Below are 24,496 nucleotides of genomic sequence, written 5' to 3'. Positions count from 1 at the left end.
TCGGGCAAGCCATCTTTAATGAAGCTGCCCGCAACCCTGTAACGGAAGATGCGCGACGACCGGTGTAGACGAGCCTATCTTGCAAATCTCCAAAAAAGAGACACAACAAATCGCGAAATGAGACCGGCGCGAGCCAGCGCGAATCTCAGAAAAAGCGGGAATAGACGTCGAAATCCTTCGCATAGATTCTGCGAATTTTGGTCAAGTGCGCAGGACTCAAGACATCTGGGCTGATTTTCTCGCCACCTGTTTGGAGTTTCTCCAAGCGAAAATCCGAACCGATGCATTCTGAGATTGCCGCCTCGAACTCATGAATACGATTAAAGCTAAAAACACCCGTGTAGAAGGCTGCATCATCCCCCAGAAAATAGATCTGCCGTCGCGTATGCAGTCGAATAGACGGAGATAATTTCACATAATGTTCGAAATTGTCGATGAACACATCGAGGTCTGGCACGGCAGGTAGGCCCAATTCATCAAACTGACTGCGAATCTCGGGGTTTTGGGCACATTCCCGCTCCATATCTCGATAGTAGGTGACGCGATTGGTGTACGCCGAGAGGAATCTTGAGACAGGATCGCGCACAACAGTGAACTTTCTTGTTTTGAATGGATCCATTCTGTTTCGGTCCATCAACTTTTCAGCACTTGCAAAATCTAGTGCTGGATAGATCGCTGGATGATGAATGCTTCGAAAACTTCCACAGCAATTGAAAGGGGTAAAGGGGAATCCGTTCTCAACCTGAAACAGAGCCGTCTTGATTGACGTGCAAGCAACCTTCGGCGACATGGTGACCAGAAGGTTTTTGGATGGCACGATAACAGTCATTTATTCAGGCCTCTCGCATCTCTGGATAATGTTCGCTTTCCGATTCTAAGTGCAAAAAGGATATGCACCCGTGTATTTTCGTATATTTTTCGGGTGATCGACCCTGCTCAATCACGGATCTTGCCAAGTGACGAAATTCACTGGCCGAGATCATCCCGGCGCGCGGCATGCAGGTCCACCCACCCGGGGGCCAGTTCCTGGTCGAAATCCCGCAGCGACTTCCACTTGTGGTAGACCTCGCCGAGCTTCTCCAACGGCACCCATTTGGCGGGGTCAAGCTCAAGCCCGAACAGGCCGCTCATCTCGCCGGTAAACTGCACCGGCACGAAGGTGCCTTCGCGCGGCGGATTCGGCGGTCGGCGAAAATGGTGCATCCACTGGTTGACAATCTGTCCAACCTCGTAGCCGCAAGCCCGCAATACCTCCGCTTCCTCGCCGTCGTTCATCTCTACGGACACGAACCGCGGGCGGCGGGTCTCGCAAAGCAACTGCTCGCGAAAGATCAGGTCGCCGCCCTCAATATCGCATTTTATATAGCGGGGCACCCCGAAGGTGTCGAACAGCCAGGTCAGGTCCACTGTCTCGACAGTAATCTCGACTGACTGCTCTGTACCCTTCTCGGCGATGTTCCGATTGAGGCTGCCCCAGTCGTCCTTGTTCGGTACCGTGAAAAAGCTCACGGTTTCGCCGGGCCGATCGAACAGTGCCTTGTTGACGACCGTCAGGCGGTTGCCCCATGCGGCGAGCCGCGTCCGGCATAGATCGGCCAGATCTGGCGCGGCTTCAAGGCCGACGACGCGGAACCCCTTCTTGAGGTAGAATTCCGCATCATACCCCTTGTGCAGGCCGAGATCGAAGACGAGATCCTCCTGCACCTGCCACGACATGCCTTGGCCTCTCCTGTCTTGCGTTTCCTTGTTCAATATGCGGGCAGAGGGTCAAAGTAAATGTCCGGATCCGTTTCGGGAAACGCAGGCCCGACCGACCCGCCGCGAACCGACGGAGCAAAGGTAATCCCCACGCCGCACCTTCATGCCGAGCAGCAGGTCCCGGCGAATGGCTCTCAAGTCTTGCGCAGGATGACTACATCCTGGAACGACGGATGGCGACGGCGGAAGTCGGCGACTTCCATGATCCGGCCCCAGTGGCTGCGGACATAGGCTTCCTTGTAGAAGACGTTCGACGAGTAGGATCGTCCCGACAGCCACCGCAGCACCAGCCGCTCGCCTTCAAAGGTGCGGGCTTCGGTGTCAAACAGGCTGGCGGCTTTCGGATGTTTCATCACGGGCGACCACAGCGGCCAGTCGGGCGTCATATCCTTCAGGGTGCCTTCGGTGTGCAGCGTGATCCATGCGATTCCACCGGGACGCAGGATGCGCCGCAGTTCCATCAGCCAGCTCGTCTCCATCGCCTCGATATGGGTGAAAACCGATTAGGCCGACACGATATCGACCGAGTTCGATTCCATCGGCAGACTGGGGATCGAGGTGTTCTGAAACGTTGTTACCTGCGCGGAAGAAAACGGTTGCACCACTCGACATGCAGGCGGTTGATATCGCAACCGTAGGTCTTCATTTCCTGCACTTCCAGCGCGGTGTGCCGCGTAACCCGACCGGAGGCGCAGCCCAGATCGAGATAGGTGCCCAACGGCACCTGCATCTCACGAGCTGTGTCGATCAGCATGCGCGCATCCGACAGTCCCGAGGCCCAGTAACTGAAATGGTCGGACCCATAATATCCTTCGCGGTCCTCGGTCTTTGGCAATGGCCAGGTGTCACGGGCCAAAGCTGCGGCATAGTCAAGCTTGGTCCACCAGCTCAGCCGGGTGTCGGTGGCCATGTGGTCCGCTGCCTTCGGCAGAACTTCAAAGTGCTTGTCAACGCCGCTGTTGAGGACGATGAAGTCTTCCCAAGTTCCGGCCGGGGCATCAGGTACCGCCATCTGTTCTACCATCGCTATGGCTATCGACGCGCGAGACTAGCGTAGCGCGTCCGCGCCCTCGGTCGCAAGTGAAGCGCCGCCCCTGCCGCTCGCGATCCATCCCCAGCGCGATCTCGTGGATGGTGCGGAACATCAGCAGCCGGACGAATCGGCGGAACGACCAGTAGACAGTCCGCCACCGGGCTGGTGAGTCCTGCCTCGCAGAGGCGCTGCCACACCCAAGCAGGACAGGCGAAGGCAAGGGCCGGGCCGGGGGCTGGATAGGCCTGATCTGCTGATACCGCTGCCCGTCGATGAACACCTCCGGCCGGTTTCCGACGAAACCCCGACCGGACCGAGCCCGCCGACACCACCTTCGTCCGCGACCAGGAGCGCGCGACAGGGAATGACATCCGTGGCGCCCCCTAGGGGAGTCGAACCCCTCTTTCCAGATTGAAAATCTGGCGTCCTAACCGATAGACGAAGGGGGCGGCGCGGGGAGGGATATACTGGGCTTCGCGCCGGGCCGCAACTGGCGAAGGCCGGTTCTTCACCTGCCCCGCCAGGTCGCGGGAGACGACGGCGGCACTGCCGGGGTCGCGCCGGATCACCACTTGCCGGTGTTCGGCATCGATGCCCAGGGTTCCGCCACCGGCAGCGCGTCGCCCTTCTGCAGGAGTTCGATCGAGATGTTGTCGGGCGAACGGATGAAGGCCATCCGCCCGTCGCGTGGCGGGCGGTTGATGGTGACGCCGGCATCCATCAGCGCCTGGCAGGTCGCGTAGATGTCGTCGACCTCGTAGGCGAGATGGCCGAAGTTGCGGCCCTCGCCATAGACCTCCGGATCCCAGTTGTAGGTCAGCTCCAGCAGCGGCGCCCGGCTGGTCTCGGCTGCCGCGACATCCTCCGGCGCGGCAAGGAAGATCAGCGTGAAGCGGCCCGTCTCGCTCTCCATGCGGCGGACCTCCCGCATGCCGAGCTTGCCGCAATAGAAGTCGAGCGACTTGTCGACGTCGCTCACCCGCACCATCGTATGCAGATATCTCAAGGGTGGTTCTCCTTGCGTGTCGGGCAACCGTCGCCCGCCCGTGCCGGAGAATTAATCGTTTCGGCGGCGATGGCCAGCCCGGAGGTGGCGAGCGATGGACATGATGCGCGATCTCGATCCGTCGGCCGCGCAGCTGCTGCATATGGTGCGCGCGGCGCGTCGTGTCGTCGCCTTCACCGGGGCAGGCATATCGACGGAATGCGGAATTCCGGATTTCCGCAGCCCCGGTGGCCTGTGGTCGCAGAATCGGCCGATCGCGTTCTCGGCCTATCTGGCCTCGCCGCAGATGCGGGCCGAAGCCTGGCGGCGCAAATTCGCGATGGAGCCGGCCTTCCGCAACGCCCGGCCCGGCCGTGGTCATCGCGCCATTGCCCATCTGGTTGCGATCGGCAAGGTAGCTTGCGTGATCACCCAGAACATCGACAACCTGCACCAGATGTCGGGTGTCCCGACGGATCGATTGGTCGAGTTGCACGGCAACGGCAGTTACGCCCACTGCCTTGCCTGTGGTCTGCGGCACGAGATCGACGAAATCCGCCTGATCTTCGAGGCCACCGGCGCGGTTCCGGACTGCCGCGCATGCGGCGGCATCGTCAAGACGGCGACGATTTCATTCGGGCAGCCGATGCCGGAGGCGGCTATGCTGAGAGCCCGTGCCGAGGCGGAAGTCTGTGACCTGTTTCTCGTCATCGGATCATCTCTGGTCGTATATCCGGCTGCCGCAATCCCCCTGATTGCCCGCCGCCACGGTGCCCGCCTGGTGATCCTCAATCGCGAACCGACCGATCTGGATGCCCACGCCGATCTCGTGGTCAACGCCGATATCGGCGATACCCTCGAGCCGCTGACACGACTGGACGGTTGAGCAAGGATCGGCATTTTCCCTTCCAGACCGCCGGTGCAATGATATCCTTACGGCGAATCGGGGTGCGCGGGTCGGCTGGGACATCGCGCTCGGGCGTTGGAGTAGCACATGGGGGCCAAGCTCACGCCGCACATCGGCGTGGATAGCGATCCGATCGGGGACAGGCCGGTCGACGTTATCGAGATAGCCGGGACCATCAAATGGTTCGATGCCGGCAAGGGGTACGGGTTCATCATCCCCGACAATGGGATGGCCGATGTTCTGCTGCATGTCACCTGCCTGCGTCGGGACGGCTACCAGACTGCCTACGAGGGGGCAAGGATCGTGTGCGAGGCGCTCAATCGCCCGCGTGGCCTGCAAGCGTTCCGGATCCTGTCGATGGACGAATCCACCGCCGTCCATCCGTCGCAGTCGGAGCCGCGCACCCGCGTCTCTGTCATGCCGCAGGGCAATTTCGAACTGGCGCAGGTGAAATGGTTCAACCGTGTGCGCGGCTACGGCTTCCTGACCCGCGGGGCGGGCACCGAGGACATCTTCGTCCACATGGAGACGCTGCGGCGTTACGGCTTCGCCGAACTCAGGCCGGGACAGATGGTCTGGGTGCGCTCCGGACCGGGACCGAAGGGATTGATGGCAGCCGAGATCCGTCCGGAGGATGGTGGCGGCGTCTCGTCGCATTGAGCCCATGCGCGGCGTTGCGCCGCCGGTCGCCACGGCGCTTCGGCCCGCTGGTGCTCGTGCTGGCCTTGGCGCTCCTTGCCTTTCAGCCGGCCTCCGCGCAGCGAGCCGACCAGGCGGTCGATGGCGGTATTGCCGTCGTGGAGACCGCGAGCGGCGCCCACAGCTTCACGGTCGAACTTGCCGAGACGCCGGCGCAACGCGCGCGGGGACTGATGTTCCGCCGCCAGATGGCCCCCGATCACGGCATGCTGTTCGATTTCGGCACCGACGACGAAGTCCGGATGTGGATGCAGAACACCTACATCTCGCTCGACATGGTGTTCATCACGCGTGACGGCGTCGTGCACCGCATCGAGCGGAACACCACGCCACTGTCAACCCGGACGATCTCCTCCAAGGGGCCGGTGCGCTCGGTGCTCGAGGTCATCGCCGGCACCGCCGACCGGATCGGCCTGAAGCGCGGCGATGTCGTTCGCCATCCGATCTTCGGCAACGCCGAATAGTCGTCTCTCCTGACGCCTCGGCACCCCTGCCCGTAGCGGCGCCTTGCCGGCTGCCGCTGCCCTCCTGTCCGTCGCAAGTCCGTCGGCAAGCGCCGTCATCCGCCCATCAACGTGATGACGAGCAGCACCAGCGCCATCACCGCCAGCATGATCCGCCCGAACCAGCGCCACTTGCGTTCGGTCGAGAACTGAGCGTCTGCCATCTGCGATACCGTCCCGTTGCTGGCTCGTCACCTTCGTCGCGCACCCGAACCGCAGAACAGGCGCCGCAGAAGCCATGCTGCGACGCCCATCCGACGCTACTTGATGTCGGTCACGGTGATGCGTCCATTGACCCGTTCGGCAATGAATTCGATCTGCTGGCCGACCGAGACCCGGTCAAGCATCGCATCCTCGGCGACGACGAAGACCATGGTCATCGGTGGCATGTTCAGGTTCCTGATTTCCTCGTGCCGGATCGTCAGCTTCTTCTGCTGGGGGTCGATCTTGGTGACCTCGCCCCGGGTATAGTCCGAGGCAAGCGCGGGTCCGGCCGTCCAGACGGCAATTGCGGCCATCGCTGCAACGAGTGTACGCATCTCATTTCTCCATCAATGCCTGACGCGGATGTGGCCCTTCATGCCGGCGTCGTAATGGCCGGGAATCAGGCAGGCAAAGCCGAACTCGCCGGCGTTGGCGAACGTCCAGATGATCTCGCCGGATTCTCCCGGGCCGAGGCGTATCGCGTTCGGGTCGTCGTGTTCCATCTCCGGAAACCTTTCCATCAGGACCTTGTGCTCGTTGATGCTGTCCTGGACGTCCATCACGAACTCGTGATCCAGTTCCCCGGCGTTGACCAACTGCAGCCGGAGGGTCTCGCCTTCCCGGACCGCGATCGTGGTCGGCTCGAACACCATCCTGCCGTCCTCCTTTTCCTTCATGACGACCTTCACCGTGCGTGTGACTTGTGCAGGATCGCCCGGCCTTCCGATCGCCATCATGCCGGCCTCGCCATGGCTGTGACCGCCCGCATGGTTGCCGCCGGCAATCGCGCCTCCGCCAAGGCCGATCAACAGGCACCCCGTCAAGAATGTGCGCTTCATTCCCAGGTTCCTTTCGCAGATGCTTGTGATGGTCAGTCCGCGGTGGAATGGCTCTCCGAGCCATGCCGCGGTGCCGCGTCGGCGCGCACCGCCGCGGGCAGTTCGCCGGTCCACTCGTAGGCGACGGTGCCCTCCGGATGGCGGTACCAACCCGGATCCGAGTAGTCGCCGGCCGAGATGCCGGCCCGCACCTTCACCACCGAGAACATTCCTCCCATCTCGATCGCGCCGAACTGTCCCCAGCCGGTCATCATCGGGATGGTGTTGTCGGGCAGGGGCATCTCCATCTCGCCCATGTCCGCCATGCCGCGGTTGCCCATGGCCATGTAGTCGGGCTGCAGGCGATGGATCTTGCGGGTCGGCCCGGACTTGTCGACGCCGATGAAGGTGGGGATGGCATGTCCCATGGCATTCATCGTGTGGTGCGACTTGTGGCAGTGGATCGCCCAGTCGCCCTCGTGAACCGCATCGAATTCGTAGGCCCGCATCGCACCGACGGGGATGTCGATAGAGACCTCCGGCCATCTCGCCTCGGGCCGGACCCAGCCGCCGTCGGTGCAGGTGACCTCGAAGTCGTAGCCATGCATGTGGATGGGATGATTGGTCATGGTGAGGTTGCCGACCCGCACCCGGACCCTGTCGTTCTTCGACGCGACGAGATGCGTTATTCCGGGAAACACCCGGCTGTTCCAGCACCAGAGGTTGAAGTCGGTCATTTCCATGACCCGCGGCACATAGGAGCCGGGTTCGATGTCGAAGGCGTTGATCAGGAACACGAAGTCCCGATCGACGCGCATGAAGGAGGGATCCTTCGGGTGGATGACGAAGAAGCCCATCATCCCCATCGCCATCTGCACCATCTCGTCCGCGTGGGGGTGGTACATGAAGGTCCCGCTCTTCACGAGATCGAACTCATAGACGAAGGTCTTGCCCGGCGGGATGCCCGGCTGGGTCAACCCCGTCACGCCGTCCATGCCACAGGGCAGGATCATGCCGTGCCAGTGGATTGTCGTGTGTTCGGGCAGACCGTTGGTCACGAAGATCCGGACCCTGTCACCCTCGACGGCCTCGATGGTCGGTCCGGGCGACTGGCCGTTGTAGCCCCACAGATGAGCGGTCATGCCCGGAGCAATCTCCCGCTCGACCGGCTCGGCGATCAGGTGGAACTCCTTGACGCCGTTGTTGAACCTGAACGGTAGCGTCCATCCGTTGAGGGTAACGACCGGCTGGTAGTCCGGCCCGGTTGTCGGAAACAGCGGCGGCTGCATGTCAGCGGACTGCATGATCGGAGCATCCGGCAAGCCCATCGCCGATGTCCGGCTCCAGGCCGCTGCGCTGGCCAGGAAGGCACCACCTGCCAGCATCTGTCGTCGCGTGATCATTCGCTTGTCTCCTCGAATTCAGTGTCCGGCGCCGGCACGAGCCACCATTGGCGAAGGGGCGTCGCCGACGGAGCCCGGTGAACCGCCGCCGCCATGGATGGCGGTTCCCAGATCGATTTCGGCCAGCCAGAAATCGCGCTTTGCTGCAAGCGAGAGCATGATCGCCTCGATCCTGGCGCGCGTGTCTGCCAGCAGTTCGAAGACGCTCGTGATCATGCCGTTGTAGGTTAGCAGGGATTCCTCCTCGATCGTCGTACGGAGCGGCACGACATTGCTGCGATAGTGCCGGGCGATGTCGTGTCGCGAACGATAGACGAGGTAGGCAGTTCGAGCTTCCGAACGGATGTTGACTGCCCGTTCGGCAAGACGGTTCGCGGCTTGCATGTAGGCGAGCTCCGCCTTGCGCAGCCGCGCTTCGCCGCTGTCGAAGATGGGAATGGTGAACTCGATCTCACCCAATCCGGTGACCTTGGTTTCCGCTTCGCCCCCTTCGGCATCCTTCTCCCGCTCGACCTCGATGCCGGCCATCAGGTCGAGGTCGGAGATGTACCGGGTGGCCTGCGTGAGCCCGTAGGCGCGGCCGAGCGCTTCAAGCTCGAGTCGCGCGATCGACAGATCAACGCGATTGCGCAATGCCTCCGCCTCGATGTCCGGCATGTCCGGCACGCGGTCGGGCAGTGGCGGCAGGGCGTTCGGGACGAAGTAGTCGACGTCTTCGCCCCACAGGCCCATCAGCCTGGTCAACTCCTCCTTGGCCACACGCGCCGCCGTTCGCGCCTCGGCCGCCTGACCGGCAAGCTCGGCATAGAACACGTGTTCGCGCGCCTGACCCGATTTCGTGAAGGCGCCCGTCTCGCCCAGCTTCTTGGCCAGCTCCGAGGCAGCATCGGCGGCGACCAGCGCCTTGTTGAAATGGGCGACCCTTTCCCAGGCCGACACGGCTCTTACCCAGGCCCGTCGCGTCTCCGCGGCAAGCCTCAGGGTCTCTTCCACCGCACGCAGTTGCGCTTGCCGGAACCGGATCTCGGCAATCGCAACACGGTGCGGCCGCGTCATCAGTGCCAGGATGTTGCTGATGACTGCCGCCTCGATCGTGCGCGTGAGATCGACCGTCGATATCCCTACGGCAACCCGTGGATTGACCAGCATCGTCTCCTGCCAGAGATCCGCGGCCGACAGTCCGAGATCGGCGTATGCGGCCTGCAGTCCCCTGTTGTTCATGAGAGCGACCTGGACGGCGACATCCGCGCCGATCGTCTTGCCATGCACGAGAGCGTGGACACTGTCGGCGAGAATGCGAGCTTGCTCGCCGGACTGGATCCACACGGGCCCATGGCCTGTGAGACGGGTGGTTCGGTCCGAGACGGTCGAGAAGCCGGCGACCGGGTCGGATACATCCCCCACATTTGCGGTCATGCACCCCGCAACCGCCAAGGGTGCCATGACGGCCAGCGCGCCGGTGGTCAGGCGGCGGATCACGATCCACCTCCCCGTCGCGCAGGCGACAGCTCGTCGTTGAGCTGACGCCAGTTCCGAGGACCGACCGGCTCCCTGTGCTGATAGTCGCCGAGGACCGGCTCATAGACGACGGTGTGGATACCGGCGCTCGCATCGGCTGGATCGGGGGCGCTCGCGACCTCGCCGGGCTGCGTCGTCGCGCACCCAGCCGCCAGCAGCGGTACGAAGACCGCCGTAAAGAGGCATTTCATGAGATTACCTGATCTGAACGTAGACACACGTGCCCTGCCAATGCCGGCAGTGGCGGTGCTCCCCGTGAGGGGTTACGTCAGATCTGGCGTTCGGGAGGCCTGACAGGCTGTGCCAGTTCGAGATGCCTGAGCGCGGTCAGTACATCGCCTTCGAAATCCCGAAGCGGAACGTGGGTGACGACCCAGGCTTCGACGGCAATCGCCTGGACCGGAGCACAATGCAGTTCGCAGCGCTTGTCGTTCGCCTCGGAGGAATGGTCATGCGGTGTACCCATTGAGGCGCCAACCTCGGACTTTGGTTCGGTCGAATGGCCCTCGTCGCCCGCCTGCGCCTGATCATCACGATGGTGATGACCTTGCGTTGCATGCGCATCGGGACCCAGACCGTAGGCGGTCGCACTCAGCATCAGACCGTTGCCACCGTGGTGGCCGTCCACATTGCCGGCTGCGAAGAGCACCGGTTGAAGGCCTGATGCCACGACAACTGCGAGGGCAATGATGGCCCGCGCGAGGACAAGAGCTGCCAGGCGATGCAAGGCTCGGTCGACCATGCGCCGATTAATCTTCAGCATTCCGGTGGCGGTCAAGGTCCGTGCGCGCACAAATCGTTTGGCGGGTCCGACCTTGCGACGGCTGGTCAGGATCGGCGCTCGGTGAACGCGGTTCGGGATTCTTCCGGGAGTTTCCGGTTCCCTTGCGGCCGAGCGGTGCCGTTTCGTTCCGAATCCCGTGGTCGGCCGCTTGTCGCGGCGCCACGAAATGGCTAGGTATCCTCCGGGTTTCGGGCATCCGGGGTATAGCTCAGCCTGGTAGAGCACCTGCTTTGGGAGCAGGGGGTCGCAAGTTCGAATCTTGCTGCCCCGACCAGCCCGCGAGCCGACAGGCGGCCTTGGACAATCGGAGCAACGGCAATGCCGGCACGTATCTATCGACCCGCCCGTACCGCGATGCAGTCGGGCAAGGCGAAGACTCATCGCTGGGTGCTCGAGTTCGAGCCGGAAGTGCCGCGCGAGATCGAGCCGCTGATGGGGTACACGAGCTCCATGGACATGCGCCAGCAGCTGAGGCTGACATTTCCGACCCGGGAGGAGGCAGTCGCCTATGCCCAGCGCAACGGCATCGACTATGTTGTCATCGAGCCGAGCGAGCCGAAGCGCCGCATCGTCGCCTATGCGGACAACTTCAGGTACAACCGAATCGGCCAGTGGACCCACTGACGGCCGAGGCGCCAGACTTTCGGGCCCCGTAGCTCAGCTGGATAGAGCGGCAGCCTTCTAAGCTGCATGTCGCAGGTTCGAATCCTGCCGGGGTCGCCATTATTCCATATATATCAAGGACTTGCGTTACTTTCCTGCCTCTGCGTGAGGGCCCGTCCCGTAATCGTCACCACCTCGACACGCTGGCGCCAAGGACCTGTGCGAGGGTTCGCACGATCCGTCCTACGCGGCGGACGGGATTGTGGGGCGCGTCGCTTGGACGTGCGACACCAGTGGAGACAGAGGCCATGGATACCTTCATCGCTTATGTGCGGCTGCCCGATGGCGGCGGCGACTGGCACGCGGAGTTTCCGGACCTGCCGGGCTGCACGGCGACGGGGAACACCCTGGATGCAGTGATCGATGCGGCCAGGAACGCACTCACCATTCACATCGCCGAATTGGTGGCCCAGCGCCGTCCGGTTCCGCGCCCGCGCGATGCCGCCGACATGATGATCGCTGTCAACGAGGATCCGGCGCTCGCCCGCCGTGTCGTGGGGGCGGTGCTCACTCCCGTCGTGCGCCGGCCGGCCTCCGCCATGGCGGCCAGGACCGGGTTGCCGTTGTCGGGCGAACGCAGGGTCGCCTGATCGATCAGTTGCCGGCTGGCGACACGAAGAGGACCTCGAGGTCCTCTTCGGGAATGAAGTCCGTTGCAACGAATTCGACCTGCGTCGGCCCGGCCCGAACTGCGAACCGGGTGGTGCGCTGCCGCGCTGCTCGGCATGTGGATGAGGCGACACTCCTGTCGCGGCGCCATTGGCCATACGTCCGGAGCGCTTCGGGTCATGTGCCCGACGGACCGATGCCGCGTCAGGAGATCAGAAAGTCGCTAGCCCATCCATCCGATAGGGGCAAGGTCCGCCACTTGACGATCTTCCGATGGCCCAGGCAGGTGCGTCAGGCGCCACCCCCCGCCGCGCGCCAGCGTGCGAAGGCAGCCTCGAGATCGGCGACGAGATCGGCCATCGCCTCGAGCCCCACGTGGATCCTGATTGCCGGTCCCTCGGCCTCCCAGCGCGTGGCGACCCGGTATCCGCGCGGATCGAAGGGCAGCACCAGGCTTTCGTAGCCGCCCCAGGAGGCGCCCAGTCCGAACAGCTCCAACCCGTCGATGAACGCTGCCAGCGCCGCCTTCGGGCCTGGCTTCAGCACGATCGAGAACAGCGAGGAGGCGCCCGTGAAGTCGCGCCGCCACAGCGCGTGGTCGGGATGGCTCGGGAGGGCCGGATGCAGCACCCGCTCGACTTCCGGACGGCCTTCCAGCCATCGCGCCAGCTCGATCCCTGCCTCCATCTGGCGCGCGAGGCGGACGGCCAGCGTGCGGATGCCGCGCTGGCCGAGCCAGGCAACGTCCGGTCCCGCACATTCCCCGAGCAGGCTCCAGGTTTCCCTGACCTGAGGCCACATCCGCGCATTCGCGGTGACGGTTCCGAGCATCACGTCGGAGTGCCCGCCGATATACTTGGTGGCTGCATGGATGGAAATGTCGACCCCCAATGCCAGCGGCTTCAGGAACAGCGGGGTCGCCCAGGTGTTGTCGATCAGCGTGACGAGGTCGCGCTTGCGGGCGACGCCGACGATGGCGGGAATGTCCTGGATCTCGAAGGTCTGAGAACCGGGCGATTCCAGGAAGATGGCCTTGGTGGCAGGCCTCAGCAGCGCCTCGATGCCGGCACCGATGCGCGGATCGTAGTAGTCGACCGCCACACCGAAGCGCGCCAGCACGCCCGTGCAGAACTTGCGCGTCGGCTGATAGCAGGAGTCCGTGACCAGCAGATGGTCGCCGGCGCCGAGCACCGATTGCAGCGCAATTGCGATGGCGGACAGGCCCGAGGCAGCGAGCACGGTTCCCGCCCCTCCCTCGAGCGCCGTGACCGCCTGTTCCAGGCTGTCGGTTGTCGGGCTCCCCATCCGTCCGTAGGGGTAGGGCATGGCCCGCTTGTCGAACGTGGCCAGATCCGGATAGAGGACCGTCGATCCGCGATAGACCGGCGGATTGACGAAGCCGTGCTGCTCGGCCGGGTGACGGCCGGCGGTGACGATCTCGGTGTCGATGCCGCGCGGCGTCGGATGTCGTATGGTGCCGGTCAAGATCAGAATGTCCTCTTCGTGTCCGGAATGTCCTGAGCCGTCGACGGATAGTTCGCCATCGAACAGCCTTGACCAACCGGTCATAATCGCCTGAGATGCAGTCAGGGCTCGCCACGGGTCCCGGTGGATGCCGGGCGGCCAACCACCAAGCCGGGGGGGCTGTGACTGCCGATTCTCGAGACCGCTTGAGATGGCTCTACTCAGAAATCTTCGGCATTCCAACGGGTAACAGAGAAGGCTGCACGATGAGAAACACGCTGATGCCCGCGCTGCTGGGCGTAGCAGTCGCTTTCGCCGCGGGAACGGCTGCGGCGGCGACCCTCGATGAGGTCAAGTCGAAAGGGTTCCTGACCTGTGGCTCCAATACGGGTCTGGCCGGTTTCGGTTATCCCGACGACCAAGGCAACTGGAAGGGGATCGATGTCGATCTGTGCAGGGCAATCGCGGCTGCGATCTTCAATGATCCCGAGAAGGTGAAGTTCGTCCCGCTCTCGGCCAAGGACCGTTTCACCGCCCTGCAGTCCGGCGAAGTGGACGTGCTCGTGCGCAACACCACCTGGACGATGAGCCGCGATACGGCGCTCGGCCTCAATTTTGCGGGCGTCAACTACTATGACGGTCAGGGCTTCATGGTCCGCAAGGATCTCGGCGTCACCTCTGCCAAGGAGCTGTCCGGGGCGTCGGTCTGCGTGCAGCAGGGCACCACGACCGAGCTGAACCTCGCCGACTTCTTCCGAGCCAATGGCATGGACTACGAGGTGGTAGCGTTCGCGTCCTCGGACGAGACCGTTAAGGCCTATGACTCGGGCCGCTGCGACGCGTTCACCACCGACGCGTCCGGCCTTTATGCCGAGCGCCTGAAGCTGACCAACCCGGACGAGCACATCGTTCTGCCCGAGATCATCTCGAAGGAGCCGCTCGGACCGGTCGTGCGGCAGGGTGACGATCAGTGGTTCAGCCTGGTCAAGTGGGTGCACAACGCGATGATCAACGCCGAGGAACTCGGCGTTACCCAGGCCAATGTCGACGAGATGAGGAACTCGTCCAATCCTGAGATCAAGCGCCTGCTCGGTATTGAGGGCGAGTTCGGCACGGCGATCGGTCTGACCAACGACTGGGCCTACAACATCATCAAGCACGTCGGCAACTATGGCGAGACCTTCGACCGCAATGTCGGTCCCGACACCGAACTCGGCATCGCCCGCGGCCTGAACGCCCTGTGGACCAAGGGCGGTCTCATGTACGCGCCGCCGATCCGCTGACGGTCGGATCGTCACGTCGCCGGATCCGAACGGCAGGGACATGCCGAGGATCCGGCGGCGGCCCTACCTGCCGAGCACGTCGGCATTGCGGTCCTGGGGGGTCGGGACATGGCGACGATAGACATCGAACACGGTGCCGCGAGCCGGGTTGCCTGGTACAATGATCCGCGCATCCGCGGGCTGATCTACCAGGCGCTGCTCGTCGCCGTTGTCGCGTTTCTCCTCTACGAGGCCATCTCGAACGCTGCCGAGAATCTGCGGCGTGCCAATATCGCCTCGGGATTCGGCTTCCTGAACGCGACGGCCGGATTTTCCATCAACCAGAAGCTCATCGAATATTCGGAAACCTCGACCTACGGGCGGGCCTTCCTCGTCGGGCTGCTGAACACGCTGATCGTCGCCGCGATCGGCATCCTTCTCGCGACGATCCTCGGGTTCATCATCGGAATCGCGCGGCTGTCACGCAACTTCATCATCAACCGCATGGCCTATGTCTATGTTGAGGTCGTGCGCAACCTGCCGCTGCTCCTGCAGCTGCTGTTCTGGTACAATGCGGTGTTGACCCCGCTGCCGGCGCCTCGCAACAGCATCGAGCTGCCCGGTGGCATCTTCCTCAACAACCGCGGAATCGTCATGCCGACGCCGGTGCTTGAGTCGGCGATGGCGATCGTCGCGGCGGTAATCCTGGCAGGCGTGGTGGCCGCGTTCGCCTATCGGTCGTGGGCGCGCAGGCGGCAGCTCGAAACCGGGATGCAGTATCCTGTTTTTCGGGTGGCGCTGCTTCTGGTGATCGGGCTGCCCGCGCTGGCGCTGGTACTGACCGGGTTCCCGATCAGCTTCGAGGTGCCCGAACTGCGCGGCTTCAACTTTGCCGGCGGCACGCCGATCTATCCGGAATTCTTCGCGTTGCTGATTGGCCTCGTCACCTATACCGCCGCCTTCATCGCCGAGATCGTCCGGGCCGGTATCCTGGCCGTCAGTCACGGCCAGACCGAGGCGGGGGCGGCGCTCGGCTTCCGTCAGGGAAAGATCCTCAGGCTGATCGTGATCCCGCAGGCCATGCGGGTGATCATCCCGCCGCTGACCAGCCAGTATCTCAACCTGACCAAGAATTCGTCGCTGGCGGTGGCGATCGGCTATCCCGACCTTGTGCAGGTGTTCGCCGGGACGGTCCTCAACCAGACCGGCCAGGCGGTGGAGGTGATCCTGATCACCATGGGCGTCTATCTGACGATCAGTCTCGTCACCTCCGCCTTCATGAACTGGTACAACCGGCGCGTCGCGCTGACGGAACGATAGGGGCGCGCGATGGACAGGAGCCGTTACGCCTACGTCCGTACCGAACCGGCGCAGACACTGCCGCCGCCTCCCAGCAGTACCGGTGTCATCGGCTGGCTGCACCGCAACCTGTTCGGCAGCTGGCTGGACACGGTGCTGACGTTGGTGGCCCTGTACATAATCTGGCTGGTGGTGCCGCCGATCGTCAATTTCGCCTTCGTCGACGCGGTGTGGACGGGCACGAACCGCGAGGCCTGCCTCGGCCCTGAGGTCGGCGCTTGCTGGGCCTTCGTCAAGGCTCGGCTCGGCTATTTCATCTACGGGCTCTACCCGGTCGAGGAGCGCTGGCGTCCGGACCTGGTGTTCCTGCTTGGCGCCATCGGCATAGCCTGGCTGCTCTGGCAGAATGCGCCGAAGCGCGCCTGGGGTGCGGCATTCTTCTTCCTCATCTATCCGGTGGTCGCCTATTTCCTGCTCACCGGATTGCCGGCGCTGGGACTGCCGGTCGTCGAGACCAGCCGCTGGGGCGGGATCCTGGTCACGCTGGTCTGCTCGGTGGTCGGCATCGTCTTCTCGCTGCCGTTGGGGATCGTGCTCGCGCTCGGCCGGCGCTCCAGGATGCCCGTCGCCCGACTGGTCTCGATCACCTTCATCGAGTTCGTCCGCGGCGTCCCGCTGATCACCGTGCTGTTCATGGCCTCGGTGATGCTTCCCCTGTTCATGCCGGGCGGGGTGACCATCGACAAGCTGCTGAGGGCGCTGATCGGGATTGCCCTGTTCGCCTCCGCCTACATGGCCGAAGTGGTGCGCGGCGGGCTGCAGGCGCTGCCCAAGGGACAGTACGAGGCCGCCCAGGCGCTCGGGCTGAGCTACTGGAAGATGATGGTGTTCGTCATCCTGCCGCAGGCCCTGACCATCGTCATTCCGGGCATCGTCAATACCTTCATCGGCCTGTTCAAGGATACCACGCTGGTGTTCATCGTCGGTATCTTCGACCTTCTGAAGACGATTGATGCGAGCCTGACCGATCCGGCCTGGGCGACGCCGGTGACACGCTACTCCGGCTATGCCTTCGCGGCGGTGTTCTATTTCGTGTTCTGCTTCGGGATGTCCCGATATTCGATCTACATGGAGAAGCGGCTCAGTGCGGGCCGCAGACGTTGAGGTGCCGAGACATGGCTGATCCGACGACCGCGGGCCCCACAGTGCCGCCCATTCCCGCCGACGAGCCGATGGCCCATATCCATGTCGATTCCTCGAAGATGCAGATTGGCGACGAGGTCGCCATCGAGATGATCGATGTCCACAAATGGTACGGTGACTTCCACGTGCTCAAGGATATCAATCTCAAGGTCCATCGTGGCGAACGCATCGTGATCTGCGGACCGTCCGGCTCGGGCAAGTCGACGTTGATCCGCTGCATCAACCGGCTCGAGGAACATCAGCGCGGCAAGATCATTGTGGACGGCATCGAGCTGACCAACGATCTCAAGAAGATCGACGAGATCCGACGCGAGGTCGGCATGGTCTTCCAGCACTTCAATCTGTTTCCTCATCTGACCATCCTCGAGAACTGTACGCTCGCCCCGATCTGGGTCCGCAAGATGCCCAAGAAGGAGGCGGACGAGCTGGCCATGCACTTCCTCACGCGGGTGAAGATTCCGGAGCAGGCGCACAAGTATCCAGGCCAGCTTTCCGGCGGCCAGCAGCAGCGCGTCGCCATCGCCCGTGCCCTGTGCATGCGCCCGAAGATCATGCTGTTCGACGAGCCGACCTCGGCTCTCGATCCCGAGATGGTCAAGGAGGTGCTCGACACCATGGTCAGTCTCGCAGAGGACGGCATGACCATGATCTGCGTCACCCATGAGATGGGCTTCGCCCGGCAGGTGGCGAATCGGGTGATCTTCATGGATGTGGGCCAGATCATCGAGCAGAACGAGCCCGAAGCCTTCTTCGGCGACCCGCAGCACGAGCGCACCAAGCTGTTCCTGAGCCAGATCCTGCACTGAGCATCGCGGCCGGCGGGGCTGCCTCGGACGAAGATCACGGCGTCGCGGCAGTCGGGCTGACGACCGATCAAGAGGGTGCTTCCGACACGGCGCCGGTCGGGGCTGCTATTCGCGGCCGGTCGCCACCGGCAGGTCGTCGCGGCCGCCCCATTCGGCCCACGAGCCGTCATAGACGGCGGCCTGGCGATGTCCGGCCGCGTTGAGCGCCAGGACCAGGATGGCGGCGGAGACGCCCGATCCGCAGGAGGCGATCACCGGCTTGCTGCGACCGACTCCGATCCGGTCCATGAGGGCGAGGATCTCCTCACCGTCCTTCATCGTGCCGTCGGCCCGCAGCAGTTCCGACCATGGCAGATTGATCGCTCCCGGCATGTGACCGGCGCGCAGTCCAGGCCGGGGCTCGGGCTCCGTTCCCTCGAAGCGTTCGGCGCTGCGGACGTCGATCACCGCCTCGTAGCCATTGCGCAGCGCGCGCATCACGTCGTCAGCATCGCGCACGGCGCCATGGTCGAGCCGGGCCGTGAAGTGGCGCTCGAGTCGGCTGACCCGCCCCGACTCAAGTGGCCGGTTCTCCGCGATCCATTTCGGCAGGCCGCCGTCGAGGACGGCGACGTCCTTCACCCCCATTGCACGGAACATCCACCAGACGCGCGGCGCCGAGAACATGCCGGCGCCGTCGTAGACGACGATCCGCTGACCGTCGCCGATGCCGAGCTTGCGCATCCGGGACGCGAATTTCTCCGGCCGCGGCAGCATGTGCGGCAGCGGGCTGTCGGTGTCGGAAACATCGTCGATGTCGAAGCGCACCGCGCCGGGGATGTGTCCGTCGAGATATTCCGCCTCCGGGTCGCGGTTCATCGCGGGCAGGTACCATGACCCGTCGACCACAACGAGATCAGGCGCGGCCAGCTGATCCTCCAGGGACTGCGTCGATACGAGAAAATCCGATCGTGCGCCTGCCATGCCTTGGCTCTCTCGATACTTGTCCAGCGACGTCTATCTCTACCCCGTCATCCGGCAAACCGCGAAGCGGTAATCGCGGGCGCTGTGCCGGCGGTCGGCCGGACTTGTCCTGGCACTGCGCCTCTCTGGCGCCGGAATGCCCGCCGATCGGCAGATGCGAGCCTCAGGGACATCAGTCCCTCAGTGAAAGCCCACGATTGGCGTGCCAGTCTTCGATCGACTCGTCCGGATATTCGGGGAACGCGGTATCGAACTGCCGAATGTCGGGTTCGACCCAGCTTGCCTTGTGGTCGAGCATGATGTGTACCCGTTCCGGTGGCACTGGCAGATCGGTATCGATCGCAGAAGCGTGCGGGTGGACCAGCTCCGGCCAGCGCGGATCCCACAGCCACAGCGCGCTGCCGCATCGGCTGCAGAAGCGGCGCTCGGCCGGGCTGCGCTCGCCGTCGATCATGGCGTGGTAGATTGCGATCGACGCCTCGCCCTCGATGCGCAGGCTGGCCGCGTCTCCCATCAGGTTGATGGCGTAGCCGCCGCCGCCGGCGGTCTTGCGGCAGACCGAGCAATAGCAACGCAGGTAGGGATAGGGCGTCCGCGACTCGACCTTGAATCGCACGGCTCCACAATGACAGGAGCCTTCGAGCAGCATGGTCAGGCTCCGTCCGCGAACGCGATGCGAACGCGCTTGTTGCGGGCACCTTTCGACTCGATGCGGGAGACGATCATGCGGCCGATCTCGCCGGTGCGCGCCACATGGGTGCCACCGCACGGCTGCAGATCGACGTCGCCGATCCGGATCAGCCGGACCCGTCCGCTGCCGCGCGGCGGCTGGACGCGCATTGTCTTGACGAGTCCCGGGTTGGCGTCGAGTTCGGCATCGGTGATCCATTCGCTGGACACCACATGGTCGCCGTCGATCAGGGCCTGAAGGCGGGCCGTGAGTTCCTCCCGGTCGGGCATGGTGCCGTCGACATCGAAATCGAGGCGGCCGTAGTCGTCGGCGATCTGGCCGCCAGTGACGGGGAAGGGCATGGCGACGGAGAGAAGGTGCAGGGCGGTGTGGATGCGCATCCTCCGGTGGCGCAGCCGCCAGTCGATGACCGCCTCTACCTCATCGCCTGGCGCCGGCATGGCAGTCGCGGCCTCCGACGCCGGGACGTGAATGATTTCCCCAGGCGTCTCCCCCTTGACCGCCGTTGCGATGTCGATCTCCGCTCCTGCGTGACGAAGCACGCCGCTGTCGCCGGGCTGACCGCCGCCGGTGGCGTAGAAGACGGTCCGGTCGAGCACGATGCCTCCGCGCTCGGTGATGGCGGCGACGCGTCCTGTGGTGGTGCGCTGATAGGCGTCGGCTAGGAACAGCGGCTCGGTGACGGGCACCTCAGGCTCCTTGGGCGACGAAGGGGATGTCAATCTCCGTCCGCCGTTCCAGCCAGTCCGGCACGGGCAGGTTCCTGGAGCGCAGGAACTGCGGATTGAACAGTTTCGACTGGTATCGGGTGCCGTAGTCGCACAGGATCGTGACGATGGTGTGCCCCGGTCCCATCTCCTTGGCCAGGCGGATCGCGCCGGCGACGTTGACACCACTCGATCCGCCGAGACAGAGGCCTTCGTGCTGGAGAAGATCGAACACCACCGGAATTGCCTCCGAATCCTCGATCAGATAGGCGGTATCGACGGTGATGTCCTCGATGATCGGGGTCACACGTCCAAGACCGATTCCCTCGGTGATGGAACCGCCCTCGCTGGCCTTGGCTTCCCCGGTGGTGAACAGCGAGTACATCGCCGCCCCGCGCGGATCCGCGCAGCCGATCCTGATCCTCGGGTTCTTCTCCTTCAGATAGAGCGAGGTTCCGGCGAGTGTCCCCCCCGTGCCGACCGCGCAGATGAACCCGTCGATCCGGCCGCCGGTCTGTGACCAGATTTCAGGCCCGGTGGTCAGGAAATGCGCCTTGCGGTTGTCGAGATTGTTCCACTGGTCAGCGAACAGGACGCCGTTGGGTTCGCTCTCGCGCAACCTGTCGGCGAGGCGGCGCGCGACATGCTGATAGTTGTTCGGGTTGGCGTAGGTGACTGCCGGCACCTCGATCAGTTCCGCCCCCGCAAGCCGGAGCATGTCCTTCTTTTCCTGGCTCTGGGTATCCGGGATGACGATGACCGTCCGGTAGCCGCGAGCGTTGGCTACCAGGGCGAGGCCGATGCCGGTATTGCCGGCCGTGCCCTCCACGACTAGCCCTCCCGGTTCGATCTCGCCGCGCTTCTCCGCCTCCAGGATGATCTGGCGCGCAGGCCGATCCTTGACCGATTGGCCAGGGTTCAGAAATTCTGCCTTGCCGAGAATCGTGCAGCCGGTCGCTTCAGAGGCGCGCTTCAGCTTGATCAGCGGGGTATTGCCGATCGAATCGACGATTCCGTCGCGAACATCCATGTCAGCGGGACTCCCCTGATTGGCGCCGGCAGCGTCCGGAGAACCTAGCGGGGCCCCCGGGTGGGTTCAAGCAGCCGATCCGTCGCGACGCGTCCTCGTCCTGACTGAGGCGCGTTGCGCGGGCAGGGCCAATGCCTGTAAGAGCATCTACGAAGCTTGAGGAGGAAAGTCCGAATGCTGTTGCGCCAGTTCGCTCTTGCAACCGTCTTGGCCACGGCCCCGCTCATGTTCACCTCCGCCGGCGTCCGCGCCCAGTCGGCCGGCGACGAGCCGCGCTACATCACCGGTACGATCGACTGCCGGGTCGCCATCCGGCCCTACGAATCGACCGTCTGCTCGAACGGCGTGCTGGCGGCGATGGACCTGCAGATGCAGACCCTCTACCAGGTCGTCCAGCAGCTGGTGCAGCCCCAAGTCGCAGCTCAATTGGCTGCCGGCCAGCAGGCGTTCTTCAGGGTGCGGGAGGCCTGTGCCGATGATGCCACCTGCATCGGCCAGAGCTATGCGTCGCGGATCCAGGAAATCGACGCTGTTCTGCAGGAGCTTATCGCCCGCGGACCCTACTGATACCGCCGGCTCTCGCGGCACTGGCGCGAAAGAACGGGGCGGCGCAAGACCGCCCTAGTCTAGACGCACCAACGGAGGGAGGTTGGACGTCGCGCAATTTGCACCACTCCTTGCGCGCGGCTGGCGCTGTGATCCGTACTCTGCGATCGCGAGGATCGTTCCTGTAAGCGTGATGACGGCGCCCCGAAACCTCCGTATGTCACTGTGATCCGATTCGTCGGCTGAGTAATGCCCGGATTGGCGGATGTTCACGGATTGCAGGTCCTGTGGCCGGCCAGCCACAGATCGAAGGTTCTGGACGGCCAGCTACTGGAAGGCGGTCTCCGCAAAGCTGCGCAGCTTTCGCGAATGAAGCCGCTCGCGCTCTTGCGTCCGCAACCGCTCGATGGCCGCCAGACCGATGTCGAGATGCTGGCCGACCCTCTGACGGTAGAACTCCCCGGCCATTCCAGCGAGCTTCAATTCACCGTGCAGGGGCTTGTCGGAAACGCACAGCAGGGTTCCATAGGGAACGCGGAACCGGAATCCGTTCGCCGCGATCGCCGCCGATTCCATGTCAAGCGCGACGGCGCGGGACTGGGATAGCCGGCGGATGATCGCTCCCTGGTCGCTCAGCTCCCAGTTGCGGTTGTCGACACTGGCCACGGTTCCCGTCCGCATCACGCGCTTGAGTTCGTAGCCGCTCAGCCCGGTCACCTCGGCAACCGCCTGTTCCAGCGCGACCTGCATCTCTGCCAGGGCCGGGATGGGCACCCAGACCGGCAGCTCCTCGTCCAGAACGTGATCCTCGCGCACATAGCCGTGGGCGAGCACATAGTCGCCGAGCTTCTGCGTGTTGCGAAGCCCTGCACAGTGGCTGAGCATCAGCCAGGCATGGGGCCTCAGCACGGCCACGTGGTCGGTGATGGTGCGGGCGTTGGACGGACCGACCCCGATGTTGATCAGCGTGATGCCGCTATGGTCGGGTGCGACCAGATGATAGGCCGGCATCTGGGGAAGGCGCTCGAGGCCACCGGGCTGCTCGGGTTTGCCAAGCCGGGCATTCCAGGTGATTGCCTCTCCCGGCTCGACGAAGCAGTCATAGGCGTCGTGGCCGTCCGCCATCCAGCGGCGTGCGGTTTTCGCGAAGGCTTCCACGTAGAACTGGTAGTTGGTGAAGATCACGAAATTCTGGAAGTGCTCCGGCCGGGTGCCGGTGTAGTGCGTCAGCCGGTGCAGCGAATAGTCGATGCGCGCTGCCCGGAACAGCGCGAGCGGGGCCGGCCGACCCGGCTGCGGGTGATACGTGCCGTTGACGATGGCATCGTCCATGGCGCCCAGATCCGGGGTGTCGAAGACGTCGCGCAGCGGCGTGTCGGGCATGGCTGCGCGATGCGCGAGATCTGCCTCGATGTTGATGTCGCGGCGATAGGCGAAATGCAGCGGGATCGGCTCGTCCGATTCGCCGATCTCGACCGGCTGACCGTGATTGGCGATCAGCAGGCCGATCTGTTCGATCAGGTAGTCCTCGAACAGGTCCGGGCGCGTCACTGTCGTCTCGTAGACACCGGGGCTGGCGACGAAGCCGTAGGAGAGCCGGGAGTCCACCCGCACGTGGCTGTCGTTGCGGATCCGTACATAGGGGTAGGTCGCGCGCACCCGCCGCTGCGGGATGTCACCGTCGAGATAGGACTGGAAATGGGATCTCAGGAAGCCGGTGTTGCGGTCATAGAGCCATTGCAGCTGCGAAACGGCAGCGCGCGCGTCGGTGAAGGCGCGCGGCCCCGACGGCTCTGGCGTCAGCGGTGGGACGTCGAGTTGCATGGCGCCGAGGATGGTCGGGGCGGGCGGCAAGTCAAGCCGCCAGGGGTGCGGGCGCCCGTCAGTCGGCCGGGGCAGGGGGCTGCGCGGCGAGCCAGCGCTGCTCGTCGAAGCGGTAGATCTGCCCGTTGCGGGTCGTCTCCGGCAGAACGGTCGCCACGATCGCCGGGGCGACGTCGGCCGGCGTCGGCAGACCGGACAGGTCCTGGCCGGGAAAGGCGTCCTTCTGCATCCGTGTCTGCACACGTCCGGGACTGAACAGGTTGGCCCGCATGTTGGTCTGGCCGATTTCGGCGGCCCAGGTCCGAACGAGCATTTCCAGCGCCGCCTTGGTCACCGCATAGCCACCCCAGTAGGGCGTCGCCTTGTGGGCAGCACCTGACGTCAGGAACACGGCGCGACCGGCGTCGGAGCGGCGCAGCAGCGGGTCGAGAGAGCGTATCAGGCGCCAGTTTGCGGTGAGATTCACCTCGATGAGTTCGTTCCACTGGCGGCTGCGGATGTGGCCCACCGGGGTCAGCGGTCCCAGAACGCCGGCATTGCCGACAAGGATGTCCAGCTTGCCCCAGCGCTCGTGAATGGCGCCGCCGAGGCGGTCGATCGCTTCCAGGTCGCTGAGCTTGAATGGGACCAGCGTCGCGGTGCCGCCCAAAGCCCTGATCTCGTCGTCGAGTTCCTCGAGCGCACCCGTCGTGCGTCCGAGCGCCAGCACATGCGCTCCCTCGCGGGCCAGTTCCAGCGCCACCGCCCGGCCAATTCCGCGTGAGGCGCCCGTGACGACCGCGATACGGTCCTGCAATCTGCGTGTCATGGCACTCGT

28 protein-coding genes and 3 tRNA genes are annotated in these 24,496 nt (G+C 64.1%); 12 read left to right on the top strand and 19 right to left on the bottom strand.

The features are described 5' to 3' along the window. Nucleotides 1–145: 145 nt before the first annotated feature. The 6 genes from EDC22_RS08340 to EDC22_RS08315 all read right to left on the bottom strand — a co-directional run bounded on the left by EDC22_RS08340 (nucleotide 146) and on the right by EDC22_RS08315 (nucleotide 3,797). Nucleotides 146–829 (bottom strand): sulfotransferase family 2 domain-containing protein, encoded by a 684-nt coding sequence (locus EDC22_RS08340; protein ID WP_132806179.1) that lies wholly within the window; start codon nucleotides 827–829, stop codon nucleotides 146–148. Nucleotides 830–966: 137 nt separating this feature from the next. Beyond that, the gene (locus EDC22_RS08335; protein WP_132806178.1) at nucleotides 967–1,716 is read right to left on the bottom strand and encodes an FkbM family methyltransferase; all 750 of its coding nucleotides are present in this window, start codon (nucleotides 1,714–1,716) and stop codon (nucleotides 967–969) included. A 176-nt stretch (nucleotides 1,717–1,892) separates the two neighbouring features. Then, nucleotides 1,893–2,219 (bottom strand): hypothetical protein, encoded by a 327-nt coding sequence (locus tag EDC22_RS08330; RefSeq protein WP_132806177.1) that lies wholly within the window; start codon nucleotides 2,217–2,219, stop codon nucleotides 1,893–1,895. A 113-nt stretch (nucleotides 2,220–2,332) separates the two neighbouring features. Further along, on the bottom strand, nucleotides 2,333–2,770 hold the full coding sequence (locus EDC22_RS08325; protein ID WP_132806176.1) for a hypothetical protein: 438 nt from the start codon (nucleotides 2,768–2,770) through the stop codon (nucleotides 2,333–2,335). Nucleotides 2,771–3,165: 395 nt separating this feature from the next. Next, nucleotides 3,166–3,240: transfer RNA gene (locus EDC22_RS08320), tRNA-Glu, on the bottom strand. 116 nt (nucleotides 3,241–3,356) lie between these two features. Beyond that, nucleotides 3,357–3,797 (bottom strand): VOC family protein, encoded by a 441-nt coding sequence (locus EDC22_RS08315; protein WP_132806175.1) that lies wholly within the window; start codon nucleotides 3,795–3,797, stop codon nucleotides 3,357–3,359. Between the two features lie 100 nt (nucleotides 3,798–3,897). On the opposite strand from EDC22_RS08315, the gene EDC22_RS08310 reads away from it, so the two are divergent. From EDC22_RS08310 to EDC22_RS08300, 3 genes are all read left to right on the top strand, one after another. Further along, the gene (locus tag EDC22_RS08310) at nucleotides 3,898–4,662 is read left to right on the top strand and encodes an SIR2 family NAD-dependent protein deacylase (RefSeq protein ID WP_132806351.1); all 765 of its coding nucleotides are present in this window, start codon (nucleotides 3,898–3,900) and stop codon (nucleotides 4,660–4,662) included. A 108-nt stretch (nucleotides 4,663–4,770) separates the two neighbouring features. After that, entirely contained in the window at nucleotides 4,771–5,343 is a 573-nt protein-coding gene (locus tag EDC22_RS08305) for a cold-shock protein (protein WP_132806174.1), read from the top strand. After that, the gene (locus EDC22_RS08300) at nucleotides 5,340–5,846 is read left to right on the top strand and encodes a DUF192 domain-containing protein (protein WP_245499683.1); all 507 of its coding nucleotides are present in this window, start codon (nucleotides 5,340–5,342) and stop codon (nucleotides 5,844–5,846) included. The genes EDC22_RS08305 and EDC22_RS08300 overlap by 4 nt, the downstream gene beginning before the upstream one ends. A gap of 299 nt (nucleotides 5,847–6,145) precedes the next feature. On the opposite strand, the gene EDC22_RS08295 is transcribed toward EDC22_RS08300, so the two are convergent. The 6 genes from EDC22_RS08295 to EDC22_RS08270 all read right to left on the bottom strand — a co-directional run bounded on the left by EDC22_RS08295 (nucleotide 6,146) and on the right by EDC22_RS08270 (nucleotide 10,591). Beyond that, nucleotides 6,146–6,424, bottom strand: a complete 279-nt coding sequence (locus EDC22_RS08295) for a copper-binding protein (protein ID WP_132806173.1) — start codon at nucleotides 6,422–6,424, stop codon at nucleotides 6,146–6,148. A 12-nt stretch (nucleotides 6,425–6,436) separates the two neighbouring features. After that, nucleotides 6,437–6,928, bottom strand: coding sequence for a cupredoxin domain-containing protein (locus EDC22_RS08290; RefSeq protein WP_132806172.1), 492 nt, complete (start codon nucleotides 6,926–6,928; stop codon nucleotides 6,437–6,439). A gap of 32 nt (nucleotides 6,929–6,960) precedes the next feature. Then, complete coding sequence (locus EDC22_RS08285; protein ID WP_132806171.1) at nucleotides 6,961–8,310, bottom strand: multicopper oxidase family protein; 1,350 nt, start codon at nucleotides 8,308–8,310, stop codon at nucleotides 6,961–6,963. A gap of 18 nt (nucleotides 8,311–8,328) precedes the next feature. Further along, complete coding sequence (locus EDC22_RS08280) at nucleotides 8,329–9,753, bottom strand: TolC family protein (RefSeq protein ID WP_132806349.1); 1,425 nt, start codon at nucleotides 9,751–9,753, stop codon at nucleotides 8,329–8,331. A gap of 32 nt (nucleotides 9,754–9,785) precedes the next feature. Beyond that, nucleotides 9,786–10,019: a hypothetical protein gene (locus EDC22_RS08275; RefSeq protein ID WP_132806170.1), complete on the bottom strand. Its 234-nt coding sequence runs from the start codon at nucleotides 10,017–10,019 to the stop codon at nucleotides 9,786–9,788. Between the two features lie 77 nt (nucleotides 10,020–10,096). Continuing rightward, nucleotides 10,097–10,591, bottom strand: coding sequence for a hypothetical protein (locus EDC22_RS08270; RefSeq protein WP_165926837.1), 495 nt, complete (start codon nucleotides 10,589–10,591; stop codon nucleotides 10,097–10,099). Between the two features lie 218 nt (nucleotides 10,592–10,809). On the opposite strand from EDC22_RS08270, the gene EDC22_RS08265 reads away from it, so the two are divergent. The 4 genes from EDC22_RS08265 (at nucleotide 10,810) to EDC22_RS08250 (ending at nucleotide 11,865) form a co-directional block, all read left to right on the top strand. Next, nucleotides 10,810–10,886 (top strand) — tRNA-Pro (locus tag EDC22_RS08265). A gap of 44 nt (nucleotides 10,887–10,930) precedes the next feature. Then, entirely contained in the window at nucleotides 10,931–11,236 is a 306-nt protein-coding gene (locus EDC22_RS08260; protein WP_132806168.1) for an ETC complex I subunit, read from the top strand. Nucleotides 11,237–11,258: 22 nt separating this feature from the next. Continuing rightward, nucleotides 11,259–11,335, top strand: a tRNA-Arg gene (locus EDC22_RS08255). 188 nt (nucleotides 11,336–11,523) lie between these two features. Then, nucleotides 11,524–11,865, top strand: a complete 342-nt coding sequence (locus tag EDC22_RS08250) for a type II toxin-antitoxin system HicB family antitoxin (protein ID WP_132806167.1) — start codon at nucleotides 11,524–11,526, stop codon at nucleotides 11,863–11,865. Nucleotides 11,866–12,175: 310 nt separating this feature from the next. Here EDC22_RS08250 and metC read toward each other — a convergent pair whose 3' ends face one another. Next, complete coding sequence (gene metC, locus EDC22_RS08245) at nucleotides 12,176–13,369, bottom strand: cystathionine beta-lyase (protein WP_245499682.1); 1,194 nt, start codon at nucleotides 13,367–13,369, stop codon at nucleotides 12,176–12,178. 245 nt (nucleotides 13,370–13,614) lie between these two features. On the opposite strand from metC, the gene EDC22_RS08240 reads away from it, so the two are divergent. From EDC22_RS08240 to EDC22_RS08225, 4 genes are all read left to right on the top strand, one after another. Then, on the top strand, nucleotides 13,615–14,631 hold the full coding sequence (locus tag EDC22_RS08240) for an amino acid ABC transporter substrate-binding protein (RefSeq protein ID WP_132806165.1): 1,017 nt from the start codon (nucleotides 13,615–13,617) through the stop codon (nucleotides 14,629–14,631). A gap of 108 nt (nucleotides 14,632–14,739) precedes the next feature. Then, nucleotides 14,740–15,930: an amino acid ABC transporter permease gene (locus tag EDC22_RS08235; RefSeq protein WP_132806164.1), complete on the top strand. Its 1,191-nt coding sequence runs from the start codon at nucleotides 14,740–14,742 to the stop codon at nucleotides 15,928–15,930. 9 nt (nucleotides 15,931–15,939) lie between these two features. Next, nucleotides 15,940–17,073, top strand: coding sequence for an amino acid ABC transporter permease (locus EDC22_RS08230; protein ID WP_132806163.1), 1,134 nt, complete (start codon nucleotides 15,940–15,942; stop codon nucleotides 17,071–17,073). A 68-nt stretch (nucleotides 17,074–17,141) separates the two neighbouring features. Next, nucleotides 17,142–17,918: an amino acid ABC transporter ATP-binding protein gene (locus EDC22_RS08225; protein WP_132806348.1), complete on the top strand. Its 777-nt coding sequence runs from the start codon at nucleotides 17,142–17,144 to the stop codon at nucleotides 17,916–17,918. A gap of 105 nt (nucleotides 17,919–18,023) precedes the next feature. Here EDC22_RS08225 and sseA read toward each other — a convergent pair whose 3' ends face one another. From sseA to EDC22_RS08205, 4 genes are all read right to left on the bottom strand, one after another. Next, entirely contained in the window at nucleotides 18,024–18,881 is an 858-nt protein-coding gene (sseA, locus tag EDC22_RS08220) for a 3-mercaptopyruvate sulfurtransferase (protein WP_132806162.1), read from the bottom strand. A 172-nt stretch (nucleotides 18,882–19,053) separates the two neighbouring features. Next, the gene (locus EDC22_RS08215; RefSeq protein ID WP_207903740.1) at nucleotides 19,054–19,536 is read right to left on the bottom strand and encodes a GFA family protein; all 483 of its coding nucleotides are present in this window, start codon (nucleotides 19,534–19,536) and stop codon (nucleotides 19,054–19,056) included. Beyond that, nucleotides 19,533–20,261, bottom strand: coding sequence for an alanyl-tRNA editing protein (locus tag EDC22_RS08210; RefSeq protein WP_132806160.1), 729 nt, complete (start codon nucleotides 20,259–20,261; stop codon nucleotides 19,533–19,535). The genes EDC22_RS08215 and EDC22_RS08210 overlap by 4 nt, the downstream gene beginning before the upstream one ends. Nucleotide 20,262: 1 nt before the next feature. Next, entirely contained in the window at nucleotides 20,263–21,309 is a 1,047-nt protein-coding gene (locus EDC22_RS08205) for a cysteine synthase A (RefSeq protein WP_132806159.1), read from the bottom strand. A gap of 174 nt (nucleotides 21,310–21,483) precedes the next feature. On the opposite strand from EDC22_RS08205, the gene EDC22_RS08200 reads away from it, so the two are divergent. Then, nucleotides 21,484–21,876, top strand: a complete 393-nt coding sequence (locus EDC22_RS08200) for a lysozyme inhibitor LprI family protein (RefSeq protein ID WP_132806158.1) — start codon at nucleotides 21,484–21,486, stop codon at nucleotides 21,874–21,876. 306 nt (nucleotides 21,877–22,182) lie between these two features. Here EDC22_RS08200 and EDC22_RS08195 read toward each other — a convergent pair whose 3' ends face one another. Both EDC22_RS08195 and EDC22_RS08190 read right to left on the bottom strand, forming a co-directional pair. Continuing rightward, complete coding sequence (locus tag EDC22_RS08195; RefSeq protein WP_132806347.1) at nucleotides 22,183–23,679, bottom strand: AMP nucleosidase; 1,497 nt, start codon at nucleotides 23,677–23,679, stop codon at nucleotides 22,183–22,185. A gap of 58 nt (nucleotides 23,680–23,737) precedes the next feature. After that, nucleotides 23,738–24,487, bottom strand: a complete 750-nt coding sequence (locus EDC22_RS08190; RefSeq protein ID WP_132806157.1) for an SDR family NAD(P)-dependent oxidoreductase — start codon at nucleotides 24,485–24,487, stop codon at nucleotides 23,738–23,740. Nucleotides 24,488–24,496: the final 9 nt, after the last annotated feature.

This window comes from Tepidamorphus gemmatus (assembly GCF_004346195.1).
Taxonomy (GTDB): domain Bacteria; phylum Pseudomonadota; class Alphaproteobacteria; order Rhizobiales; family Tepidamorphaceae; genus Tepidamorphus; species Tepidamorphus gemmatus.
This window is presented reverse-complemented; position numbering and strand designations above follow the sequence as displayed.